The sequence below is a fragment of the Azohydromonas lata genome (assembly GCF_034427735.1).
Taxonomy (GTDB): Bacteria; Pseudomonadota; Gammaproteobacteria; order Burkholderiales; family Burkholderiaceae_C; genus Azohydromonas; species Azohydromonas lata.
This window is the reverse complement of sequence record NZ_JAXOJX010000052.1, coordinates 14,004-31,855: the sequence shown is the minus strand read 5'-3', so window position 1 is coordinate 31,855 and position 17,852 is coordinate 14,004. Positions and strand designations below refer to the sequence as shown.

16 protein-coding genes are annotated in these 17,852 nt (G+C 69.8%); 8 read left to right on the top strand and 8 right to left on the bottom strand.

The window, feature by feature from the left end:
• Positions 1-43: 43 nt before the first annotated feature.
• The 5 genes from SM757_RS25130 to SM757_RS25110 form a co-directional block, all read right to left on the bottom strand.
• On the bottom strand, positions 44-799 hold the full coding sequence (locus SM757_RS25130; RefSeq protein WP_322467493.1) for an aspartate/glutamate racemase family protein: 756 nt from the start codon (positions 797-799) through the stop codon (positions 44-46).
• Between the two features lie 75 nt (positions 800-874).
• On the bottom strand, positions 875-2,359 hold the full coding sequence (locus SM757_RS25125) for an NCS1 family nucleobase:cation symporter-1 (protein WP_322467492.1): 1,485 nt from the start codon (positions 2,357-2,359) through the stop codon (positions 875-877).
• A gap of 209 nt (positions 2,360-2,568) precedes the next feature.
• Positions 2,569-3,441, bottom strand: a complete 873-nt coding sequence (locus tag SM757_RS25120; protein ID WP_322467491.1) for an alpha/beta hydrolase — start codon at positions 3,439-3,441, stop codon at positions 2,569-2,571.
• Between the two features lie 51 nt (positions 3,442-3,492).
• On the bottom strand, positions 3,493-4,281 hold the full coding sequence (locus SM757_RS25115; protein WP_322467490.1) for a slipin family protein: 789 nt from the start codon (positions 4,279-4,281) through the stop codon (positions 3,493-3,495).
• Complete coding sequence (locus SM757_RS25110) at positions 4,278-5,660, bottom strand: NfeD family protein (protein ID WP_322467489.1); 1,383 nt, start codon at positions 5,658-5,660, stop codon at positions 4,278-4,280. The genes SM757_RS25115 and SM757_RS25110 overlap by 4 nt, the downstream gene beginning before the upstream one ends.
• A gap of 146 nt (positions 5,661-5,806) precedes the next feature.
• On the opposite strand from SM757_RS25110, the gene SM757_RS25105 reads away from it, so the two are divergent.
• Positions 5,807-6,346 carry a pyridoxamine 5'-phosphate oxidase family protein gene (locus SM757_RS25105; protein WP_084267527.1) on the top strand — a complete coding sequence of 180 codons (540 nt, stop codon included), beginning with the start codon at positions 5,807-5,809 and terminating at the stop codon, positions 6,344-6,346.
• 55 nt (positions 6,347-6,401) lie between these two features.
• Here SM757_RS25105 and glk read toward each other — a convergent pair whose 3' ends face one another.
• The 3 genes from glk to SM757_RS25090 form a co-directional block, all read right to left on the bottom strand.
• Positions 6,402-7,367: a glucokinase gene (gene glk / locus SM757_RS25100; protein ID WP_322467488.1), complete on the bottom strand. Its 966-nt coding sequence runs from the start codon at positions 7,365-7,367 to the stop codon at positions 6,402-6,404.
• 162 nt (positions 7,368-7,529) lie between these two features.
• The gene (locus SM757_RS25095; RefSeq protein ID WP_322467487.1) at positions 7,530-9,002 is read right to left on the bottom strand and encodes a sensor histidine kinase; all 1,473 of its coding nucleotides are present in this window, start codon (positions 9,000-9,002) and stop codon (positions 7,530-7,532) included.
• Positions 9,003-9,044: 42 nt separating this feature from the next.
• Positions 9,045-9,758 (bottom strand): response regulator transcription factor, encoded by a 714-nt coding sequence (locus SM757_RS25090; RefSeq protein ID WP_322467486.1) that lies wholly within the window; start codon positions 9,756-9,758, stop codon positions 9,045-9,047.
• 201 nt (positions 9,759-9,959) lie between these two features.
• On the opposite strand from SM757_RS25090, the gene SM757_RS25085 reads away from it, so the two are divergent.
• The 7 genes from SM757_RS25085 to SM757_RS25055 all read left to right on the top strand — a co-directional run bounded on the left by SM757_RS25085 (position 9,960) and on the right by SM757_RS25055 (position 17,630).
• On the top strand, positions 9,960-11,231 hold the full coding sequence (locus SM757_RS25085) for an ABC transporter substrate-binding protein (protein WP_066337228.1): 1,272 nt from the start codon (positions 9,960-9,962) through the stop codon (positions 11,229-11,231).
• A 156-nt stretch (positions 11,232-11,387) separates the two neighbouring features.
• Positions 11,388-12,266: a carbohydrate ABC transporter permease gene (locus SM757_RS25080; RefSeq protein WP_066337227.1), complete on the top strand. Its 879-nt coding sequence runs from the start codon at positions 11,388-11,390 to the stop codon at positions 12,264-12,266.
• A gap of 65 nt (positions 12,267-12,331) precedes the next feature.
• Positions 12,332-13,192: a carbohydrate ABC transporter permease gene (locus tag SM757_RS25075; protein WP_066337274.1), complete on the top strand. Its 861-nt coding sequence runs from the start codon at positions 12,332-12,334 to the stop codon at positions 13,190-13,192.
• A gap of 5 nt (positions 13,193-13,197) precedes the next feature.
• The gene (locus SM757_RS25070; RefSeq protein WP_322467485.1) at positions 13,198-14,265 is read left to right on the top strand and encodes an ABC transporter ATP-binding protein; all 1,068 of its coding nucleotides are present in this window, start codon (positions 13,198-13,200) and stop codon (positions 14,263-14,265) included.
• Positions 14,266-14,440: 175 nt separating this feature from the next.
• The gene (locus tag SM757_RS25065; protein WP_322467484.1) at positions 14,441-15,721 is read left to right on the top strand and encodes a carbohydrate porin; all 1,281 of its coding nucleotides are present in this window, start codon (positions 14,441-14,443) and stop codon (positions 15,719-15,721) included.
• 19 nt (positions 15,722-15,740) lie between these two features.
• Complete coding sequence (gene zwf / locus SM757_RS25060; protein WP_322467483.1) at positions 15,741-17,219, top strand: glucose-6-phosphate dehydrogenase; 1,479 nt, start codon at positions 15,741-15,743, stop codon at positions 17,217-17,219.
• Positions 17,220-17,390: 171 nt separating this feature from the next.
• Positions 17,391-17,630 (top strand): hypothetical protein, encoded by a 240-nt coding sequence (locus SM757_RS25055; RefSeq protein WP_157118985.1) that lies wholly within the window; start codon positions 17,391-17,393, stop codon positions 17,628-17,630.
• Positions 17,631-17,852 lie beyond the last annotated feature (222 nt).

The window sequence follows — 17,852 nt, the reverse complement described above, 5'->3', positions numbered from 1 at the left end:
CCAAATTTTAGGCAGCAGCCCCGCCCGGCCACCCTGACGGCGCTCAGGCCGCCAGCGGGTCTTGCGAGGGCAAGGTGAAACCTTCGAGCAGGCCGCGCAGCGGCTTGGCGATCGGCGCGGCCAGCTCGCCGCGCTTGGAGGTGTGCAGGCCCAGGGCGGCCAGCGACTCCACGAGCTGCACGGCCGCGGCCACGCCGTCCACCACCGGCACGCCCAGGGCCTGGGAGAGCTCGCGGCAGAGGTCGGCCATGCCGGCGCAGCCCAGGACGATGACGTCGCAGCCGTCCTCGGCCAGCGCGCGGCGGCACTCGTCCAGCACGCGCTGGCGGGCGTTGGAGCCGGGCACCTCCAGCTCCAGCACGGGCAGCTCGCAGGCGCGCACGTTGGCGCAGAAGCGCTTCATGCCGTAGCGCTCGGCCAGGTGCCAGGCCTGGCCGCGGGTGCGGTCCAGCGTGGTGACCACGCTGAAGGAAGCGCCGATGAGGCTGGCCACGTGCATGGCGGCCTCGGCGATGCCCACCACCGGCGCGCGCGCCAGCTCGCGCGCCGCAAGCAGCCCGGGGTCGCCGAAGCAGGCGATGACGTAGCCGTCCATGCCCGCGCGCTCGCCCGCGGCGATCTCCTGCAGCAGCCCCGGCACGGCCAGGGCCTCGTCGTAATGGCTCTCTATGGACACCGGGCCCATGGCCGGGTTGACGGCGATGATGTCGGTGCCCGGCCGCGCCACGGCGCGGGCCGCCGCGCCGATCTTGGCCGTCATGCCGGCCGTCGTGTTGGGGTTGATGATCTTCAGTTTCATGGGGGTGCTTGCGGGTTGCGCTGGGCGCTTGGGGAGCAAGGGCCGCCGGGGCAGCCCTTGCAGGTCACACGGGTCTCAGCGTTGCTTGCTCAACAGCGCGTGGAAGACGAAACCCAGGCCGGTGCCTATGAACCAGGCGTAGTTGGCGGCGCCGCGCCAGTCGGGGACGATCACGCACAGCATGGGGATCAGGGCGGACGGCACCAGGGCCATCACCGCGCGGCGGTTCACGCCGTTCTGGTACCAGTAGCGGCCCTGGGGGCTGAGCGTGTAGAGGTCATCGACGTGCACCTGCTGCTTCTGCACCAGGTAGTAGTCGGCGATGAGGATGCCGAACAGCGGGCCGATGAAGGCGCCCAGGATGTCCAGCGTGTAGTGGATGACCTCGGGGTTGTTGTAGAGGTTCCAGGGCGTGATGAACACGGAGCCGACCGCGGCGATCATGCCGCCGGTGCGCCAGCTGATCTTCTGCGGGTTGCAGTTGGAGAAGTCGAAGGCCGGCGAGACGAAGTTGGCGACGATGTTGATGCCGATGGTGGCGACCATGAAGGTCAGCGCGCCCAGGACGACGGCGGTGGTGCTGTCGATCTTGCTGACCGTGTGCACGGGGTCGGTGATCAACTCCCCGAACACCGGCAGCGTGGCGGCGGTGGTGACGACGGTGAGCAGCGAGAAGAACACGAAGTTCACCGGCAGGCCCCAGAAGTTGCCCTTCTTCACCGCGTCGAAATGCTTGCCGTAGCGGGAGAAGTCGCCGAAGTTGAGCATGGGGCCGCTGAAGTAGCTCACCACCAGGGCGATGGCCGAGAGCATCACCGGCAGCGCGTCCCAGCCCTGGAACTTCACGCCGCCCAGGTTCATGTTGATGTTGTCCCAGCCGGCCTTCCACACCAGCCAGCCGCACAGCACGGCCATGACGACGTAGACGGCGGGGCCGGCCCAGTCGATGAACTTGCGGATGGACTCCATGCCGTGCCAGAACACGAAGGCCTGCAGCGTCCACATCACCATGAAGGCGACCCAGCCCAGCGTGGACAGGCCCACGAAGCCGTGCTGCTGCACGTCGGCGTAGGGCGCGAGGTGGGGGAAGAAGTGCAACGCCAGCACCATGAAGGCGGCGGAGGCGAGGTAGGTCTGGATGCCGTACCAGGCCACGGCGATGAGGCCGCGGATGACGGCGGGGATGTTGGCGCCCAGCACGCCGAAGGAGGCACGGCAGATGACGGGGTACGGCGTGCCCGTGACCTGGCTGGGCTTGGCCACGAGGTTGCAGAAGAACTGGACGATGCAGATGCCCACCAGCAGCGCCACCAGCACCTGCCAGCTGGAGAGGCCCAGCGCGAACAGGCTGCCCGCGGTGATGTAGCCGCCGACGCTGTGCACGTCGGACATCCAGAAGGCAAAGATGTTGTATTGGCCCCAGGTCTGGCGCTTCAGCGGCGCCAGGTCCTCGTTGGTCAGCCGCGGGTCGTAACCCGGCTTGATGAGCGCATTGGATTCCTCGGTGTGCGCCGGCCCCGCCTGGGCCGTGGCGCTGACGCCGGTGGCGATCGTGTTCATGCTGTCTCCATCGCTTGTAGTGGTCTCGTGACGGCTTCGATGCCGCGGCGACGCGTGGTGCCTTCCGCAGATCGTGCACCTATTTTGTATACATAAATCGCGACAAACAAGTGAAGAATGGGGGGCGGCACCCCGGGGTTTCACGGATGGTGGGAGAAGGCCGCCCGCGGCGGGCGGCAGGAGCGCCGAGGCTGACGCTCAGTGCGAAATCACAGGCCCAGCCGAGCGGCGAGCCATCGGCACACCGGGCTGGCCGCGTCCTCCAGCCCGTGGATCACGGTGAAGTGGTGCGTATCGGCCACGGGGGACAGCTCCACCTCGTTGCCCGCCCGCCGCCACGCTTCGGCGAACTCGATGGACTGCCGCGCGAACTCGCTGGACTCCAGCGCGCCCCAGGTCACCCACGCGGGCGTGGCGCAGGAACGAACCAGCCGCGTGGGCGAGTTGCGGCGGATGACGCCCTCGTCCAACTGGATCATGGGCTGCAGGTAGCTCCAGCGCAGGGGCTCCAGCTCGTAGAGGCCGCTGAACAGCAGCGCGCCGGCCAGCGGGTCTTCCGGCAGCCCGTAGTCGCGCGCCCAGGGAGCGAGCAGGCTCATGGCGGCCAGGTGCCCGCCCGCGGAATGCCCGCCCACGGCCACGCGCGACGGGTCGCCGCCGTACTGGCCGATGTTGCGCAGCACCCAGGCCACGGCCGCGCGGGTCTGGCGGGTGATCTCGTCGATGCTGACCTGCGGGCACAGCGCGTAATTCACCACCACGGTGGTGATGCCCAACGCCTGCGGGCCCAGGGCCACGCCGCTGAAATCGCCCGCGCTCAAGGCCCGCCAGTAGCCGCCGTGTATGAACACGAACACCGGCGCGTCGGCCTGGGCGGCGGGGAAGATGTCCAGCGTCTCGGCCAGCGTCGGCCCGTAGGGCACGTTCAGCACGTTGGGCAGCTTCTCGCGCGCTTGGCGGCTGGTCTCCACGTAGTGCCGCATCTCGGCCGCGGGGTCGTCCACGCCCAGCGAGGGGTTGTACTGGCCGTCGATCTCGGCCTGGGTGGCGAAGTTGCGGTAGAGCTTGGGCGATGCGGTCATGGGCAGGTGGGCGGATGGGCGGGTTGGTGGCGGGGGCAACGAAAGGGCAGCTCAGCCGGCGTCGCGGGGCTTGTCGCTGCGGCGCATGCCCTCGATCAGCGGACCGAGGATGTCCACCGGCAGCGGGAACACGATGGTGGAGTTCTTGTCCGCCGCGATCACCGTGAGCGTTTCCAGGTAGCGCAACTGCAGCGCCTGCGGCTGGCGGCCCAGGATCTCGGCGGCCTGCGCGAGCTGCTGCGAGGCCTGCAATTCGCCCTCGGCGTGTATGACCTTGGCGCGGCGCTCGCGCTCGGCCTCGGCCTGGCGGGCGATGGCGCGCACCATGGACTCACCCAGGTCCACGTGCTTGATCTCGACGTTGGTCACCTTGATGCCCCAGCTGTCGGTCTGGGCGTCCAGGATCTTCTGGATGTCCAGGTTCAGCCGCTCGCGTTCGGAGAGCAGTTCGTCCAGCTCGTGCTTGCCCAGCACGGCGCGCAGCGTGGTCTGCGCGAGCTGGCTGGTGGCGCCCAGGTAGTTCTCGACCTGGATGATGGCCCGGTCCGGCTGCACCACCTGGAAGTACAGCACCGCGTTGACCTTCACCGAAACGTTGTCGCGGGTGATGATGTCCTGCGACGGCACGTCGATCACGCGCACGCGCAGGTCCACCTTGACCATCTGCTGCAAGCCGGGGATGAGGATGACCAGCCCCGGCCCCTTCACGCTCCAGAAGCGGCCCAGCTGGAACACCACACCGCGCTCGTACTCGCGCAGGATGCGCAGCGAGTTCACCAGCAGCACCACCAGCGCAAAGCCCGCCAGCACCAGAAAGCCCGTGGGCAGCAGATCGCTCATGTCCTCACCTCTCCTTGTGGGTCGTGATCCTTGGGCGCCTCAACCGGCCGTACCAGCAGCGTGAGGCCGTCCTGGCCGGTGACACGCAGCGGCTGGCCGGGCCATAGACCGGCCACGCCGCGCACGCGCCAGGGCGTGCCGGCCACGCGGGCCCAGCCAGCGTCGCCGTCCACTTCCAGCAGCTCGCCCGGCTCGCCCATGAGCACCGCCGTGCCGCCCACCTGCGGGCGGCGGCGCGTGCGCAGCGCCAGCATGGCCACGCCGCCTATGAAGGCGGCGGAGGTGAGCATGAGCACGGCGATCAGCGTCCAGGGGATGGCCAAGCCGGGCACCTCGCCGTCGGTGAGCAGGGCCGCGCCCAGGCCGAAGGCGGCCAGGCCGCCCAAGCCGAGCACGCCGAAGCTGGGGACGAACACCTCGGCCGCCAGCAGCGCCAGGCCCAGCAGCACCAGCGCCAGCCCGGCGTGGTTGATGGGCAGCATCTGCAGCCCAAACAGGCCCAGCAGCAGCGACACGCCGCCCACCACGCCGGGCAGGACGAAGCCGGGGTTGGCGAACTCGAACACCAGGCCGTAGAGGCCAATGGTCATCAGCGCCAGCGCGACGCTGGGGTCGCTCAAGCTCTCCAGCAGCTCGTCCCGCCAGCCGGGCTGCAGGGCCTTGACCGGCGCATGGGCGGTGGCCAGGGTCACGCGGCGCTCGCCCACGGTGAGGGTGCGGCCGTCCAGGCGGCGCAGCAGCGTGGGCAGGTCGTCGGCGACGAGGTCGATGACGCCCTGCGCCAGCGCCTGGCGCGCGTCCAGGCTGGCGGCGTCGCGCACGGCGCGCTCGGCCCAATCGGCATTGCGCCCGCGCAGTTGCGCCAGGCCGCGGATGTAGGCCACGGCGTCGTTGACGCGCTTGGCGGCCATGGCGTCCTGGGGCGCCGAAGCGGCCTGCGGCGCCGCCCCGCCGGGGCCGACCGCCACCGGCGTGGCCGCGCCCAAGTTCGTCGCCGGTGCCATGGCGGCCACGTGCGCCGCATAAAGGATGTAGGTGCCGGCGCTGGCCGCCCGCGCGCCCTGCGGGGCCACGAACACCGCGACCGGCACGGGCGAGGCCAGCAGGCGCTTGATCACGTCGCGCATGGACTTGTCCAGGCCGCCCGGCGTGTCCAGTTGCAGCACCAGCAGCGCGGCGCGCTCCTGCTCGGCCTGCTTGAGCGCGCGCTCGAAGCGCAGGGCCGTCGCGGGGCCGATGGCGCCGGAGACGGTGAGCAGCAGCACCGGCGCCGGCCCCGGTGCGGAGGCAGGAGCGGACGCATCGGCCAGCGCGCGCCACGCGCCGGCCAGGCCGAGCGCGAGCGCCAGGCCGTACAGCCACGGGCGAAGCCACTTCATGCCGGGGATGCTACGCGCCGGCTCCCGGCCCGGCGAGGAACGCGGGCGATGGCCGCGCCGCCCCGCGCAGGACCCTGGGCCCGGGAATGGCCCTTGCCGATCACCCAGTCCCGGGCTGCGGCCCACCCCAGCAGGAAACCACAACCATGAGCCAGGACCAGCACACCGACCACGCCTCGCACGACGGGCACGACCCGGCCAACATCGCCAAGCTGTGGAAGATGATCAAGGACATGCGCTTCGGCATGTTCACCACGCGGCACGAGAACGGCCACCTGCACTCGCGCCCCATGACCACGCAAAACCGCGGCACCGACACGGACGACGTGCTGTGGTTCTTCATGTCGCGCAGCAGCGAGCCCTGCGCCGACCTGCAGCGCGACGCACAGGTCAACGTGGCCTACGCCGACCCGTCCAGCGACACCTACGTCTCCGTGGCCGGCACGGCCGAGCTGGTGGAGGACGCCGGGCGCAAGCGCACGCTGTGGAACACCGCCACCGAGGCCTGGTTCCCCAACGGCCCGGACGACCCCGACGTGGCCCTGGTGCGCGTGCGCATCACCCACGCCGAGTACTGGGACGTGCACGAGAGCAAGGCCGTGCAGCTCTTGAAGATGGCCCGCTCCGCCGTCACCGGGCATCCGCCCAAGGACATGGGGGAGTACGGGCAGGTGCGCATGCATTGAGGGCGCTGGGGCGCCTTGGCATATCGCAAGCCAAGGCGCCTCGCACCCTACTTCGTCATTCCCCCAACGCCGCCGCCGCGCCCAGCAGCGCCGGCTGCGGCGCGCGGATCAAGAAAGTCGGAATGCGCTCCAGGTAGCCCGCAAACCGCCCCTTGGCTTCAAAGGCGGCGCGCAGCGGCGAGCGGCGAAGCAGATAGTCCTCGCCGAAGCGGCCCAGGATGCCGCCGCCGAAATACACGCCGCCGCGCGCGCCCAGCGTCAGCGCCAGGTTGCCCGCCACGCTGCCCAGCAGGCTGCAAAACGTGTCCACCGCCTCGGCGCACTGCGCGTCCGTGCCCGCCAACCCACGCTCGCACACCTGGGCGGCGGTGAGCGGCTGCGGCATCACGCCGTCCAGCCTGGCAATCGCGCGGTACAGGTTTTCCAGCCCCATGCCGGAAATCAGCCGCTCGGCCGAGACGTGCCGGTGCTCGGACCACGTGGCGCGCAGGATGTCCGCCTCGCGCGGGCCGCCGGGCGCCAGCGTCGCGTGCCCGCCCTCGCCCGCCACGGCCACCCATTCGCCGCCGCGTGAGCGCACGAGAGAAGACACGCCCAAGCCTGTCCCCGGCCCAAGCAGCACGCAAGGCGCCAAGGCGTCCGGCGCGCCGCCGCCCAAGTGCAGCAGGTCTTGCGGCTGAAACGCCGGCACGGCGTGCGCCATGGCCTCCCAGTCGTTGAGCATGAGCAGCCGCCGCAGGCCCAGGCGCTGCCGCGTGGCCTCGATGGAGAACTGCCAGCGGCTGTTGGTCATGCGCAGCCCGTCGCCCTGCACGGCACAGGCGATGGCCACGGCCGCTTCGACAGGACGTTCCGGAAATCCGTGCAGGCTTTCCAAATAGGTTTCGACCGCCGAGGCCAGGTCCGGGTGGTCCGTCGTTGCCAGCGTGCGCTGCATCTGCGGCAGGCCGCGCGCACCGCGCACCAGTGCGAAACGGGCATTGGTGCCGCCCACGTCGCCCACCAGGCGCAGCGGCCCCAAGTCGGACGGCTCAACGGACGGCAGGACGGCACCGGCAGGCGACGGCGCAAGAGCGGGAATAGGAAGCATCGGAACAAGCGACGTGAACGCGATGCCTAAATTATTAATGCTTCATTAATAAATGAACACGGGTTAAACCCGCAGGCGTGCCGCCTCGCTGCGCTATGCCGCCGCGCCCGCGTCCAGCGGCAGCCGCACCACCACGCGCAACCCGCCCGCGGCGCCGTCCGCCAGCTCCACCTGGCCCGCGTGGCGCTCGATGATTTCCTTGACGATGGCCAGCCCCAGGCCGCAACCGTCGCCCGTGGTCGTGCCGCGCACGAAACGCTCAAAGACGCGCTCGCGCTCCGCGGCCGGGATGCCCGGCCCGTTGTCCTCCACCTCGGCCACCGCCTGCCCGCCTTCGCGGCGCACGCGCACCGTCACTTCCGAGCCGCGCCCGGCGTAGCGGATGGCGTTGTCGATGAGGTTGCTCAGCGCCTCGCGCAGCAGCAGCGCATTGGCGCGCACGGGCACGGCGTCGCCGTCTTCCTCCAGCGCCGGGTCCAGGCCGAGGTCCACGCCGGCGCGCAGGGCGCGCGGGACCAGCTCCGCCGTCAGCTCCCGCGCCAGTTGCCGCAAGTCGAAGGCGCTGCGGTCCTGCACCAAGGCGGATTCGGGCTCGGCCCGCGCCAGCGTCAGCAGTTGATTGACCAGATGCGCGCTGCGCGTGGCGCTCTGGTGCACGCGCTCCAGCCGCGAGCGCAGCTCGGCGTCCGTGCAGCCCTGCAGCGCGAGTTCCGTCTGGCTCTTGAGCCCTGCCAGTGGCGTGCGCAACTGGTGGGCGGCGTCGCCTATGAAGCGCTTTTGCGCCGCCACGTTGCGCCGCGCCGCGCCCAGCAGCTCATTCAAGGCCCGCGCAAGCGACTGCAGCTCGCGCGGCGCCTGCTCGATGTGCAGCGGCGCCAGATCAGTGGGCGCACGGCTTTCCACCTCCCCGCGCAGCCGCGCCAGCGGTGCCAGGCCCGCGCGTATGCCCGCCCACACGATCATGGTCATGAGCACGATCAGGGCGGACAGCGGCAGCAGCGTGTCCACCAGGATGCTGCGCGCCAGCTCCTCCCGGTTGGCGCTGCTGCGCGCCACCTGCACCAGCATCAGCTGCCGCGGCGAGTCCTCCGTGGCGTAGGACAAGTACAGCGCCGCCACGCGCACAGGCTGCGCCGGGCGCGGCGACGAGGCGTCATCCGCCATGCGGCCGTCGTAGAAGTATGGCACGTTCAGGCGCGGCTCCTGCAGCGCGGGCGGCTGCGGCAGCGTGCGGCTGCCCAGGATGAACTGCCCCGGCGGCGTGCTCACCATGTAGTAGATGCGGTCGTCGGGGTCGGCCTCCAGCACGTCCTGCGCGGCGCGTGGGAAGTCGATCAGCAAGCCGTTTTCCATCGGCTTTATTTGCCGCGCCAGCGCGCGCGTGGCCTGCGAGAGGCTGTCGTCGATGGCGCGGTTGGCGTAGCCCGCGGCCAGCCGGTAGGTGGCAAAGCCGCCCGCGATCCACAGCACCAGTTGCGGCAGCAGCAGCCACAGCAGCAACTGCCGCTGCAGCGACAAGCCCCCGGCGTTGAAGCCGCGCAGCAGGCGTTTGAGCGGGGAAAACACGGGTGATGCGCCCCGGTGAAACAACGGTACGGGTGCGGTGCTTCAGCCGCGCGGCGCCTCGCCGCTTTCCAGCAGATAGCCCAGGCCGCGCACGGTGCGGATGCTCAGGCCCGACCCTTCGAGCTTGCGGCGCAGGCGGTGGATGTAGACCTCTATGGAGTTGCCCGCGGCGCCCGCGCCGCCCGCGCTACCCGCCTCGCCGCCGTCGCCGCTCCAGGCCTGCGTGATCTGCTCCTTGGTCAGCACCTGGTCCCGGTGCGTGCTCAACTGCTCCAGCAAGGTCCACTCGCGCGGGCTGAGCTCCAGCGGCTCGCCGGCCACGCTGGCGCGGCGAGCCTGCGGCTCCAGCAACAGGCGCCCAAGCGTGCTGGCCGCGGGCGCGGCCTGCGACGCGGCCTGCGAGCGCCGCAGCAGCACGCGCAGCCGCGCTTCCAGCTCGGGAAAATCAAAGGGTTTCGTGAGGTAGTCCTCCGCCCCGGCGTTGAGCACCGTGACGCGGCTTTCCAGGTCGTCCAGCGCGGTGAGCACCAGCACGGGGAAGCTGGGCTTGGCCGCGTGCACGCGCTTGAGCACGCTCAGCCCGTCCAGCATGGGCAGGCCCAGGTCCAGGATGGCCAGATCAAAGGATTGCCGCAGCAGCAGGTATTCCGCCACCGCGCCGTTTTCCACATGTTCGACGTCAAAGCCCACCTGGCGCAGTTGCGCCGACAGCGCATCGGCCAGCAAGGCATCGTCTTCCGCAAGCAGGAGTCGCATGGCCGAAGCTTAACGGCACATTGCACCCTTCACGGCCCGCGCACCGCCTTGCACGCCGGCACGGCGCGCCTTCAGGGTTTAACCTCATATTAAGACATTAACGTCACATTAATACTTGCATCCAACGCAGCCGCAGCAGGCCGCGTGCAGTGCAACCATCAAGCCGGATGCAACAACCGGCGCCCGCAAGGAGACTTCCCCATGACCACCCACCGCCCCACCCCGCGCCGCGCCCTGCTGGCCGTTGCGGCGACTGCCGCCACCATGGCGCTTTGCGGCGCGGCCCGCGCCGGCGAGGTCGAGGTGCTGCACTACTGGACCAGCGGCAGCGAGGCCAAGGCCGCCGCGGCGCTGAAGTCCATGCTGCAGGCCAAGGGCCACACCTGGCGCGACTTCGCCGTGGCCGGCGGTGGCGGCGACTCGGCGATGACCGTCCTGAAATCCCGCGTGGTGTCGGGCAACGCCCCGGCCGCCGGCCAGATCAAGGGGCCGTCCCTGCAGGAATGGGCCGCCGAGGGCGTGCTGGCCAGTATCGACGACGTGGCCAAGGCCGAGAAGTGGGACAGCCTGCTGCCCAAGCAGATCGCCGACGTCATGAAATACAAGGGCAGCTACGTCGCCGCCCCGCTCAACGTGCACCGCGTCAACTGGCTCTACGCCAACCCCGAGGTGCTCAAGAAGGCCGGCGCCAAGCTGCCGGCCAACTGGGACGAGTTCTTCACCACGGCCGAGGCGCTGAAGAAGGCCGGCGTGATCCCGCTGGCCCACGGCGGCCAGAACTGGCAGGACTTCACCATCTTCGAGAGCGTCGCGCTCGGCCTGGGCGGCGTGGACTTCTACCGCAAGGCGCTGGTGCAACTCGACGCGGCCACGCTCAACGGGCCGACCATGGAGAAGGTGCTCACCACCTTCCGCCGCATCAAGGGCTACACCGACAAGAACGCCCCGGGCCGCGACTGGAACCTGGCCACCGGCATGGTGGTCAAGGGCGAGGCCGGCATGCAGCTCATGGGCGATTGGGCCAAGGGCGAGTTCATGGCTGCGGGCAAGCAGCCGGGCAAGGATTTCGTCTGCACGGCCGCCCCCGGCAGCGCGGGCGCCTTTACCTTCAACGTGGACTCGCTGGCCATGTTCAAGGTCAAGGGCGACGACAAGGTCAAGGCCCAGAAGGACCTGGCCGCGGCCGTGATGTCGCCGCAGTTCCAGGAGGCCTTCAACATCAACAAGGGCTCCATCCCCGTGCGCATGAACATGGACCTCTCCAAGTTCGACGACTGCGCCAAGGCCTCCGCCAAGGACTTCGCCGCCAGCGCCCAGGCCGGCACCCTGGTGCCCAGCATCGCCCACGGCATGGCCGTGCCGGCATCGGTCGAAGGCGCCATCAAGGACGTCGTGAGCCAGTTCTGGAACAACGACCGCATGACGCCCAAGGAAGCCATGTCGCGCCTGGCCGCCGCCGCCAAGAGCAGCTGACCAACGCCCGCGGCCGCGCCTGACGCGGCCGCCTGAATTTCCCCACCCGTCGTCGGCGCCCCCCCAGCGCACCGGCCCGTTGAAACCTGCGCCGCGCGCGCCGGGTGGGGCCCTCTCACGCCCAATGAATCCATTGGGCTCCACCAAGAGGCTTGCATGTCCGCCCCTTCCAACCTGCGCACGCCGTGGCTGCCCAAGCTGGTGATCGCGCCCGGCTTCGCGCTGTCCTTCGTGTTCATCTACGGCTTCATGGCCTGGAACGGCTACCTGTCGCTCACGGGCTCGCGGCTGCTGCCCAACTACGAGCTCCAGGGCCTGGACCAGTACGTGGCCCTGTTCCACAACGAGCGCTTCCACGTGGCGCTGACCAACATGGCGGTGTTCGGCGGCCTCTTCATCGCCGGCGCCATGGGCCTTGGCCTGCTGCTGGCCATCCTGCTGGACCAGAAGGTGCGCGCCGAAGGCGTGCTGCGCACCGTCTACCTCTACCCGATGGCGATCTCCTTCATCGTCACCGGCACCGCGTGGAAATGGATGCTCAACCCCGGCCTGGGCCTGGAGCGCACGGTGCAGCAGTGGGGTTGGGAATCTTTCAGCTTCGGCTGGCTGGTGGACCCGGACAAGGCCATCTACTGCATCGCCATCGCCGGCGTGTGGCAGGCCGCGGGCTTCGTGATGGCGCTGTTCCTGGCCGCGCTGCGCGGCATCGACGACGCCATCATCAAGGCCGCCCAAGTGGACGGCGCCACGCTGCCGCGCATCTACCTGCGCATCATCGTCCCCAGCCTGCGCCCGGTGTTCTTCAGCACCCTGATGGTGGTCAGCCACCTTGCCATCAAGAGCTTCGACCTCGTGATGGCCCTCACCGCCGGCGGCCCCGGCTACGCCACGGACCTGCCCGCCACCTTCATGTACGCCATGGCCTTTACCCGCGGCCAGATCGGCCTGGGCGCCGCCAGCGCCACCGTGATGCTGGCCACCATCGCCGCCATCGTCGTGCCCTACCTCTACTCCGAGCTCAGGAGCAAGCGATGAGCACTTCACCCCTCGCCACCACCATGCCCTCCTCCTCCGTGATCGGTGCCACCGCACCCGCCGCGATGTCGCGCCGGCGCCTCAACCTGCACCGCCTCGTGCTGTGGGCCGTGCTGCTGGTGTTCGCCGCCTGGTTCCTGGCGCCGCTGTACGTGATGGTCGTGACCTCGCTGAAGGACATGGCCCAGATCCGCGACGGCAACCTGCTGTCGCTGCCTACCAGCCCCACGCTGGAGGCGTGGAGCCGCGCCTGGAGCAGCGCCTGCACCGGCACGGACTGCAGCGGCCTGCAACCCTTCTTCCTGAACTCCGTGCTGCTGGTGGTGCCGGCCGTGCTGATCTCCACCGCTTTGGGCGCGCTCAACGGCTACGTGCTGAGCAAGTGGCGCTTTCGCGGCAGCGAGCTGATGTTCGCGCTCATGCTGTTCGGCGTGTTCATGCCCATGCAGGTGGTGCTGCTGCCCATGAGCCAGGTGCTGGGCTGGCTGGGCATGGCCAGCTCCATCAGCGGCCTGGTGCTGGTGCACGTGCTCGCCGGCCTGCCCTCCACCACCCTGTTCTTCCGCAACTACTACGTGGGCCTGCCGGACGAGCTGGTCAAGGCGGCCATGCTGGACGGCGCCTCGTTCTGGCAGATCTTTTGGCGCATCGTGCTGCCGCTGAGCACGCCCATCCTGGTCGTGACGCTGATCTGGCAGTTCACGCAGATCTGGAACGATTTCCTCTACGGCGTCGTCTTCTCCGGCGCCGACAGCAAGCCCATCACCGTGGGCCTGAACAACCTCGTCAACACGACCAGCTCGGTCAAGGAATACAACGTGGACATGGCGGCTGCGCTCATCGCGGCGCTGCCGACGCTGCTGGTCTACGTCATCGCGGGCAAATACTTCGTGCGCGGCTTGACGGCCGGCGCAGTGAAAGGCTGATCACCATGGGCGCTCTCTCCATCCGCCAGGTCGAGAAAACTTACGCGGGCAACGTCCGCATCCTCAAGGGCATCAACATCGAGATCGAGGCCGGCGAGTTCCTCATCCTCGTGGGCCCGTCCGGCTGCGGCAAGTCCACGCTGCTGGGCATGATCGCCGGGCTGGACACGCCCACGGCCGGCAGCATCCACATCGGCGAGCGCGACGTCACGCACCTGCCCAGCAAGGACCGCGACATCGCCATGGTGTTCCAGAGCTACGCGCTCTACCCGAACATGAACGTGGCGCAGAACATCGCCTTCGGCCTGGAGATCCGCAAGGTGCCCAAGGCCGAGCGCGACGCGACCGTCCAGCGCGTGGCGCAGATGCTGCAGCTCGGCCACCTGCTGGACCGCAAGCCCGCCCAGCTCTCCGGCGGCCAGCGCCAGCGCGTGGCCATGGGCCGCGCCCTGGCCCGCAACCCCAGGCTCTTCCTCTTCGACGAGCCGCTGTCCAACCTCGACGCCAAGCTGCGCGTGGAGATGCGTGCAGAGATCAAGCTGCTGCACCAGCGCACGCGCACGACCACCGTGTACGTGACGCACGACCAGGTGGAAGCCATGACGCTGGGCGACCGCATCGCGGTGATGAAGGACGGCGTGGTGCAGCAGTTCGGCACGCCGGAGGACATCTATGCGCGCCCCGCGAACCGCTTCGTGGCCGAGTTCATCGGCTCGCCCGTGATGAACATCGTGTCCGCCGCGCAGGGTGCCAACGCACCCACCGCTGCCGGCCTCCCCTTGCCGACCACCGATGGCCAGCAGGCCGCACTGCGCGCCAACGGTTGCGCCAGCATCCTGTACGGCCTGCGGCCCGAGCACCTGAGCCTGGCCGACAGCGGCGTGCCGGGGCGGCTGGCCATCGTCGAGCCCACCGGCCCCGACACCTACGCCACGGTGGAAACGGCGCTGGGCATGCTCACCGCCCGCGTGCCCGGCACGCTGCACGCGCAGGCCGGCGAGAGCGTGCACCTGCGCTGGCAGCCGCAGCACGCCCACCTGTTCGACGCGCGCACCGAGGCCCGCGTGGCCTGACGCCCAAGCGGCCCGCGCGCCGCCCGCCCAACGCAAGACGCCCACACGCCGCGCCAGCGCGCGGCGCGGGGACGGCTTCGCCCAAAGAACAAACAACGGCCCGCTCCATCCGCCCAAAGGCAAGGCGGCGGGCGAACTCGTCCCCAGCGGACGCCTACTCAGAGGAGACAAGGACATGAACACCAGCAACGCCCCCCAGCGCCTGCGCCAGGCCAGCATCGCCGCCGCCGCGGCGCTGGCCTGCCTGTCGGCAGCCCAGGCCGCGGAAGTCGCGGGCCTGGAGCTTTACGGCTACACCCGCGGCGGCTTCTACTCCAGCAGCGGCGACGCCCCGCGCGGCGGCTACACCTTGGGCGGCGACGCGCAGAAGTTCCGCCTGGGCAACGAGGGCGACCACGGGCTGGAGTTCGGCATAGGCAAGACCTTCGATGCGGGCAACGGCCTGAAATTCGGCGCCTACTACATGCCCACGGTCTGGAACGGCGACCACGGCACCGACGAGGCCTACGGCACGCTCTCCGGGCTGCCGTTTGCGCCCGAGGCCGAGTTCTGGGCCGGCCAACGCCGCCTGCGCCTGCAGGACGTGCACATCGTGGACAAGTTCTTCGCCGACTACGGCGACAACTTGGGCGCGGGCATGCGCGGCATGCAGTTGGGCCCGGTGAAGCTGGGCGTGGGCCTGTTCACCAGCGACAGCATCAACAACCACGTGAGCCGCCCCAATCAGGCCAGCCGCCTGAACGTGGACCTCTCCGACTACGCGCTCAACCCCGGCGGCAAGCTGCGCGTGACCTTCACCAAGGTGTTCGGCGATTTCCAATATGGCCACGACGGCATGGGCGTGTCGCTGGTGCACAACCAGGCGGACTTCATCGTTCCCAAGCTGAAGAACGCGCTGTTCGTCCAGGCGGCCAACGGGCATGCGGCGCTCAGCGGGCAGTTCTTTGGGCTGGACAACCCGACAACGACCAGCCTGGTGGTGGGCGTGGGCGGCGTGGTCAACACCGTCACCAACCCGCCCACGCCCAACGCGGGCCAGAAGAGCTGGCGCGTGATCGACTCGCTGAGCTGGCAGCAGGGGCGCTTCGGTGGCCAGACCATCGCCGCCTACCAGCACGCCAAGGCGGATGGCGGGCCCAACGACGGTGTGGTGACCAAGGACATCTCCCTGGGCGGCCGTGTCTCCTATGCGGTGACCGACCATTTCAAGCTGCTGGCCGAGGCCGGCACCACCAGCCGCGCGGTGGACGGGCAGCCCACGCAGCGGCTGCACAAGCTGACCATCGCCCCGGCCCTGGCGCTTGGGCCGGAGTTCTTCTCCCGCCCCGAGCTGCGCCTGTACGCCACGCGGGTGAAGTGGAACGACGCGGCCGCGGCGGCCAACGCCGGCGGCTTCGCGGCCGGCGGGCGCACCTCGGCCACGCTGTTCGGCGTGCAGATCGAGGCCTGGTGGTGATCACTGCGGGGACACGGCCATGAGCTTCGACCTCGTCATCTTCGGCGGCACCGGCGACCTGGCTTGGCGCAAGCTCATGCCGGCCCTGTTCCAGGCCTGGCGCCACGGCAAGCTGCCCGCTGGCGGGCGCATCCTGGCCGTGGCCCGCGAGGCCCTGGACGACGATGGCTACCGCCAGTGGCTGCAGCAGCGCTTCCAGGACCTGGCCGGCCCAACCCGGCCGGGCGCGGCGGATTTCAAGCGCTTCGCCGCGCTGCTGCACTACCTGCAGGTGGACTTGTCCTTGCGCGCGCACTACGCGCGGCTGCGGCGCTGGCTCAAGGCGCCGCAGCCGGGCGAGGGCCGCAACAGCGCTGCCGACAGCGCGGTGCTGTACCTGGCCACCAGCCCGCACCTTTTTCCCGAGATCTGCCGCCAGCTCGGCGCCGTGGGCCTCAACGGGCCGGAGGTGCGCGTGGTGCTGGAAAAACCGCTGGGCCATGACCTGCAAAGCGCCCGCGCCATCAACCAGGCCGTGGGCGCCACCTTCAGCGAAGCGCAGGCGCTGCGCATCGACCACTACCTGGGCAAGTCCGCCGTGCAGAACCTCACCGCGCTGCGCTTTGGCAACGCCCTCTTCGAGCCGCTGTGGCGGCGCGAGAGCGTCGCCAGCATGGAGATCACGCTGGCCGAGTCCTTGGGCGTGGGCACGCGCGGCGACTTCTACGACCGCACCGGCGCCCTGCGCGACATGGTGCAGAACCATGCCTTGCAGTTGCTGACCATGCTGGCCATGGAGCCGCCCGCGCGCCACGACGCCAACGCGCTGCGCGACGAAAAGCTCAAGGTGCTGCAGGCGCTGAAACCCTTCGACGCCGTGAGCGCGCGGCGCGACGTGGTGCGCGGCCAGTACCGCGCCGGCGTGTGCGAAGGCCGCGCCGTGCCGGGCTACCTGGACGAGCGCAACGTGCCCGCGGGCAGCCGCTGCGAGACTTTCGTGGCGCTGCGCACCGAGGTGCGCAACTGGCGCTGGGCCGGCGTGCCCTTTTACTTGCGCACCGGCAAGCGGCTCGCGGCGGGGGCGGCCTGCATCGTCGTGAACTTCCGGGCGGTGCCGCACCCCATCTTTCCCGGGCCGCACCGCGCCAACCGCCTGCTGATCAAGCTGCAGCCGGAGGACGGGCTGGAGCTGCAACTGCTGGCGGCCAAGGGCAGCTCCGGCTCGGAGGCGCTGGCGCCGGTGAGCCTGGACCTGGACTTCGACAAGGCCTTTTTCGAGGACCGCGTGGGCGCCTACGAACGGCTGCTGCTGGAGGCCCTGCACGGGCGGCTGAACCTGTTCGTCCGCAGCGACGAGCAGGAGGAGGCCTGGCGCTGGGTCGAGCCCGTGCTGCAGGCTTGGCGCGAGGACGATGCCGCCGGCCTGGGCCCGCGCCCCTACGCCGCCGGGAGCTGGGGCCCGGCCGCCGCCAGCGCGCTGGTGGCGCGCGACGGGTTTCACTGGTCCGAGGAACACTGAGCACCGTCCGCCGCCCGGCGCGCCTATCCACAAAACTGGTGCGTGCCGTCAGAAAAAAGTCTGCTTGTCAGGGATAACGAGGAATATTCACGGCTACCGATGTAAACAGGCGCAACCAGACGCCGATGAAAGACCGTCGCCCAAAGTGGGCTGCAGTTTTTTAGGCAGGACATGGACATCGAAGTCTGGAGAGAAGGATTTGAAGCCGGCAAAAGGCTGCAGCCGGCTCGTCCGCCTTATGACAACGGCACGCTGGAGGCCTGGAGTTGGCACCGCGGCTACATCGAAGGCGCGGCGCAGCGCATGGGCCGCTGCTACAGCGACCGGCCGCCTCGCGACGTGGAATGGCCCAGCCTGCCCAGCCAGCGCAGCGCCGGCCGCGCTGTGAGAGGAAGGCCGGTTTCGCGGTAAATCCCTTCGCCGCTTTTCCCCCAGATCGCGCGCACGCGCCGCGCTCCAATGCTGGAGCCGGCGCGTGCGCGCTTTTGGGCGTTCCCATGCACCGACCTTGCCGTCAGGCACGCCAAGCTGTGGACGCGCAGACCCTGCCCGCGCGGCTGTCCGCACCAGGGCGAGGGACTTTCCTGGGCGCCCCGGGGGCGGCGCGAGACTTGCCACGTGCCGGGACCGACC

Coding starts and splice junctions, on each gene's coding strand:
- SM757_RS25130 (WP_322467493.1), bottom strand. CDS start 799: ATGAAACTGAAGATCATCAACCCCAACACGACGGCCGGCATGACGGCC.
- SM757_RS25125 (WP_322467492.1), bottom strand. CDS start 2,359: ATGAACACGATCGCCACCGGCGTCAGCGCCACGGCCCAGGCGGGGCCG.
- SM757_RS25120 (WP_322467491.1), bottom strand. CDS start 3,441: ATGACCGCATCGCCCAAGCTCTACCGCAACTTCGCCACCCAGGCCGAG.
- SM757_RS25115 (WP_322467490.1), bottom strand. CDS start 4,281: ATGAGCGATCTGCTGCCCACGGGCTTTCTGGTGCTGGCGGGCTTTGCG.
- SM757_RS25110 (WP_322467489.1), bottom strand. CDS start 5,660: ATGAAGTGGCTTCGCCCGTGGCTGTACGGCCTGGCGCTCGCGCTCGGC.
- SM757_RS25105 (WP_084267527.1), top strand. CDS start 5,807: ATGAGCCAGGACCAGCACACCGACCACGCCTCGCACGACGGGCACGAC.
- SM757_RS25090 (WP_322467486.1), bottom strand. CDS start 9,758: ATGCGACTCCTGCTTGCGGAAGACGATGCCTTGCTGGCCGATGCGCTG.
- SM757_RS25085 (WP_066337228.1), top strand. CDS start 9,960: ATGACCACCCACCGCCCCACCCCGCGCCGCGCCCTGCTGGCCGTTGCG.
- SM757_RS25080 (WP_066337227.1), top strand. CDS start 11,388: ATGTCCGCCCCTTCCAACCTGCGCACGCCGTGGCTGCCCAAGCTGGTG.
- SM757_RS25075 (WP_066337274.1), top strand. CDS start 12,332: ATGTCGCGCCGGCGCCTCAACCTGCACCGCCTCGTGCTGTGGGCCGTG.
- SM757_RS25070 (WP_322467485.1), top strand. CDS start 13,198: ATGGGCGCTCTCTCCATCCGCCAGGTCGAGAAAACTTACGCGGGCAAC.
- SM757_RS25065 (WP_322467484.1), top strand. CDS start 14,441: ATGAACACCAGCAACGCCCCCCAGCGCCTGCGCCAGGCCAGCATCGCC.
- zwf (WP_322467483.1), top strand. CDS start 15,741: ATGAGCTTCGACCTCGTCATCTTCGGCGGCACCGGCGACCTGGCTTGG.
- SM757_RS25055 (WP_157118985.1), top strand. CDS start 17,391: ATGGACATCGAAGTCTGGAGAGAAGGATTTGAAGCCGGCAAAAGGCTG.